The organism is Streptomyces sp. NPDC044571, from assembly GCF_040647115.1.
GTDB lineage: Bacteria > Actinomycetota > Actinomycetes > Streptomycetales > Streptomycetaceae > Streptomyces.
Map to the genome: position 1 here is coordinate 1 of NZ_JBEZBN010000113.1, position 3957 is coordinate 3957.

Consider the following 3957-nt stretch of genomic DNA (forward strand, 5'->3'; position numbering starts at 1 on the left):
GGTATCAACTTCTGGCGTTGATTTTTGGCACGCTGTTGAGTTCTCAAGGAACGGACGCTTCCTTCGTACTCACCCTCTCGGGCTTTCCTCCGGGCTTTCGTTCTCGTGTCTCCGACTCTATCAGACTCTTTCGTGTCCGATCCCGGTCGAAGCGGGTTGGTTTGCCTTCCAGGTTCGCGCTTTCGCGTTTCCCTTTCCGGCGGTTCCGACTCTATCAGAAGTTTTCCACCGGATTTCCCGGCTTCGGATTCCTGGATGAGGAGTCGAGTACGCATCCGCAGAATTCGATTCTGAGGATGTGTGGGTTGTTCTGGATGGTGTCGCCGAGCCGGTGCGGCTCCCAAGCAACCCGTCAACTCTACAACCCCCCTCGGCCCCTGTCAAAGCCGTCCGCCCGGCCGCCCTCCAGCCCGTCGAGGAGGGCCTGGAGGGCGTACTCGAAGGTCCGCTCAGGTGAGGCGTTGTGGTCCGCCGAGAGGGTGTCGAGGCGGGTCCGCAGCCGGGGGTACTTCATGGCGTCCTCGCCGGCCTTCGCCAGGGTGTCCTGGATCAGCTCCTCCGGATCGCCGCCCTCCCGGCGCAGACGCCGCACCAGCGAGGCGGTGGCCGAGGAACCGAGCGCACTGCCGAGTACGAAGGTGAAGACGGCGGCGGCCGCCCGTTCGGCATCCCTGCCCTCGAAGCCGGCGACCTCGTAGATCGCGAGGGAGTGGTCGTCGTGGCGCGCCTTGCCCGGACCGTAGGAGAGGTACGACCCGAAGGCCTGCAAGCCAGGGATGACGGGTGAGCATGGCGTGCAGGCTGCCGGCCCATCCGCGTGAGTTCTTGACATGTCAGTAGACCGCGGTCGCGGCCGTGCCGAGCCGCTTGCCCAGGCTGCGCATGTTGAGGCGCGAGGCATGGCGACACCCTAGGGCCGGCACCGCGGGCCTCGGCACGGGACCGATGCTGCCCGCCATTCCCCACCCGTCGCCAGCTCAGCCCTGGGTGACCGGGCGGTAGGTGGCCACGTGCACGCCGGTGGGGCTGATGACCGTGGAGACCAGTTCGAGGCGGCGCCGGGAGCCGTCCTCCGGGAAGATCCTCTTACCCCCGCCCAGGAGGACCGGCATGATCATGAGCCGCAGCTCGTCGACCAGGCCCTCGCGGAGGAGCGTACGGACGAGGGTGGGACTGCCCATGACCAGGAGGTCACCACCCTCCGTCCCGTGGAGCTCCCTGATGCGGGCGACCGCCTTGTCGCCCGCGATACGGGTGGTGTTCTCCCACGTCAGTGCATCGTCGCCCAGCGTCTCGGCGACCACGTACTTGCGGATGGAGTTCATCCGGTCCGCGAACGGGTCCCCCGCCCGCTCCGGCCAGGCCCCGGCCATGGCCTTCCACGTACGCCGCCCGAAGAGCAGCGCCTCGGCCTTGGCGATCGCGTCGGCGAAGGCACCGCCCACCACCTCGGGGTCGAAGAACGGGTGCGTCCACCCGCCGTGGGCGAAGCCGCCGTCGGTGTCCTCCTCGGCGCCGCCGGGCGCCTGCACGACGCCGTCCAGGCTGATGAACTCACTGATCACGATGCGCACGGCGCGGTCTCCTCGTCTCCGGTACCTACAGCAAGGCAGACCCTCGTCCGGCCTGGAAGTCATCGGTGTCGGGCGTACGCGTTTCGACGTGTTCTTCCAGCACCGCCCGGATCACCTGGCGGGCGTTGCGGGCCATCGCGGGGTTGGTTCCGCGGTGGTACGGCAGCGCGATCAGCGCCTGGGAAAGCGTGCGGCCGCGGCCGCGGGCCCAGGTCGCACCGTCCACGCCGAGCTCGTCACGGAAGATCCCCCTCGCATCGGCCGGCAGCAGGTTCCACGCGGGGAACAGGTCGCAGGCCGGATCACCGATGCCCATGCACCCGAAGTCGATCACGGCCGTCAGCCTCCCCACCCCGTCCACCAGCAGATTGCCCGGCATCAGATCGGCATGCAGCCACACCGGCGGCCCTTCCCAGGCCGGAGCCCGCAGCGCGTCCTCCCATACGGCGGTCACGGCATCGCAGTCGACGCCCTCCTCCGGGATCCCCCGCAGCTCCTCGATGGCCGCCCGGGTCGCCGCGTCGAGCGAGGCCACCGGTCCGCCGCGGTAGGCGCCCGGCGCGTCCGGCAAGGCCAGGCTCCGCATCTGCGCGACGAACCCGGCCAGGTCCCGGGCCAGCTGCACGGGCCGGCTGAGCGCGCCCGCCTCGGGGTGCTCCCCCGCCAGCCACCCGTACACCGCCCACGGCCACGGATACCCCTCGGCCGGCTGCCCGGCGCCGAGCACCTCGGGGATGGCCGTGGCCAGCCGGGGCGCGAGCCGGGGCAGCCACTCCCGCTCCAGCACCACGTCGGGAGCTCCGCCCTGCGTCAGTGGCAGCCGTACGACCATGTGGTCGCCGAGCCGGTACACGGCGTTGACCGTCCCCCCGGACGGCATCCGCGACACCGGCAGCCCCGCCCACTGCGGGAACTGGCCGGCGATCAGCCGCCGGACGAGGTCGTCGTCGAGGGGGTGGAGGCCGGGATGCATCTGCTGTGTACTCACGACGACCCATCCGACCGCCGAGCGGCACAACCGGTCAACCGCTTTTGCGTGCCTCCCTGTTGGGCCGCTCACCGCATCACAGGCGAGCCGTCAGTGCGCATCGCGCCTGAGCCAAGTGCCCGGTGTCCTCGGAGCACCGGGAGAACCTCACACCTCCTGCCCGCCCGATGTCCACGCCGGCCGAACCGTGCACCGTTGCGATAGCAGCCAGTCCTCGCACCAGACGGGCGCCAGCAGCTGGCGCTCCGTCGGGGCCCGGTCCGTGACCGCCGCGGTTGTACGTCCACGCAGCAGCACCACGGGAGCGCCTTCTCCTGCGACGGAGCACCCCAGGACCCGCAGCGGAACGTCCCCGCCCACGGCTCGGCGACGGGCGGGAGCAGCGGGCCGCCTATGGAGGTGTCGCCAGGACCTGAATGGCTCTGCTCGGGGTGTCGAAGCACGCGTCGATCACCGGCGGCGCCCTCATACTCCGGCTGCAGATCGTGATCTTCATGGTGGCTCGGCCGCTTGCCGACCGGGGCGGGGCGAGTAGCACGGCAGTAGGCAAGTTCGCCGGTGCGCCGTCCCTGCCGCACGAGCAGTGACTGGTGGCCGGGCCTGCCCGGGCGGGCCCCCATGGCGAGGCCGGTGGCCTTTGGCTCCGGCTCCTGCTGACAGCCGCTGCCAGGCTCACTGCGGCAAACCGTGGGCCGGCGCACCGGCCCGGAAGACGCCTGCACGGTGACGATGGTCCCCTCGCGGGAGACGGTGAGGACGTAGCCGACCGTCGCCTCTCCAACTCGGCGCTCCGGTGCGGGTCGCTGTCATAGACCTCATCGCCGATGACCCAGGTGGCCGGGACGCCGACGTCCAGGGCCTGGGCGATCATCTCGATGGCCAGGGGGCTTGGGAACGCCGGTCGCTCGGCAGCGCTCGGGGTCATGCGTCCACGAGCGCAGGACGTACAGGACCCCGTCGATGGCGACCAGGACCGCGTCCTGCACTCCGAGGTGATCGATCACGGAGGCGCATATCGTCGCGCACTCGGTCGGCGAGCCAGGCTGCCCGGCTGAGCCCAGACTGCGTGCCGGCCGGGCTCGCGTCACCGCGGGTGCTTGCCGGTGCGGGGTGAGCAATGCCGTCAGCTCGTCGTACCGGGCGTCGAGGCCTCCGTGGCCGGGGTGCCCCTCGATGCCGGCGACCCCGTCCTCGTACCACTGGTTCCACTCGACGAAGATTGCCCACTGCTCTCGTTCACCCGGGCAGCTACCGGGCAACCCCCTCGCGTACGCGGTCACGATCTACAGCCGGAGCACTAACTGATCATTTCAGAATGAGGTTCGGAGTCGGCGCAAGCAGATGATGCTGCAGGCGAGTTGGAGCAGTCCGAGGTGGAGGTCGGCGCGTATCTCG

At 70.1% G+C, this 3957-nt stretch carries 4 protein-coding genes; 1 reads left to right on the forward strand and 3 read right to left on the reverse strand.

Annotated elements, in window-relative coordinates:
* Positions 1-358: 358 nt before the first annotated feature.
* From AB0B01_RS30535 to AB0B01_RS30545, 3 genes are all read right to left on the reverse strand, one after another.
* The gene (locus AB0B01_RS30535; protein ID WP_361726147.1) at positions 359-769 is read right to left on the reverse strand and encodes a TetR/AcrR family transcriptional regulator C-terminal domain-containing protein; all 411 of its coding nucleotides are present in this window, start codon (positions 767-769) and stop codon (positions 359-361) included.
* A 208-nt stretch (positions 770-977) separates the two neighbouring features.
* Entirely contained in the window at positions 978-1574 is a 597-nt protein-coding gene (locus AB0B01_RS30540) for a dihydrofolate reductase family protein (RefSeq protein ID WP_361726150.1), read from the reverse strand.
* 25 nt (positions 1575-1599) lie between these two features.
* The gene (locus tag AB0B01_RS30545; protein WP_361726156.1) at positions 1600-2547 is read right to left on the reverse strand and encodes an aminoglycoside phosphotransferase family protein; all 948 of its coding nucleotides are present in this window, start codon (positions 2545-2547) and stop codon (positions 1600-1602) included.
* Positions 2548-2978: 431 nt separating this feature from the next.
* On the opposite strand from AB0B01_RS30545, the gene AB0B01_RS30550 reads away from it, so the two are divergent.
* Entirely contained in the window at positions 2979-3149 is a 171-nt protein-coding gene (locus AB0B01_RS30550) for a hypothetical protein (RefSeq protein ID WP_361726153.1), read from the forward strand.
* The last annotated feature ends 808 nt before the right edge of the window (positions 3150-3957 follow it).

Coding starts and splice junctions, on each gene's coding strand:
- AB0B01_RS30545 (WP_361726156.1), bottom strand. CDS start 2,547: ATGCATCCCGGCCTCCACCCCCTCGACGACGACCTCGTCCGGCGGCTG.
- AB0B01_RS30550 (WP_361726153.1), top strand. CDS start 2,979: ATGGCTCTGCTCGGGGTGTCGAAGCACGCGTCGATCACCGGCGGCGCC.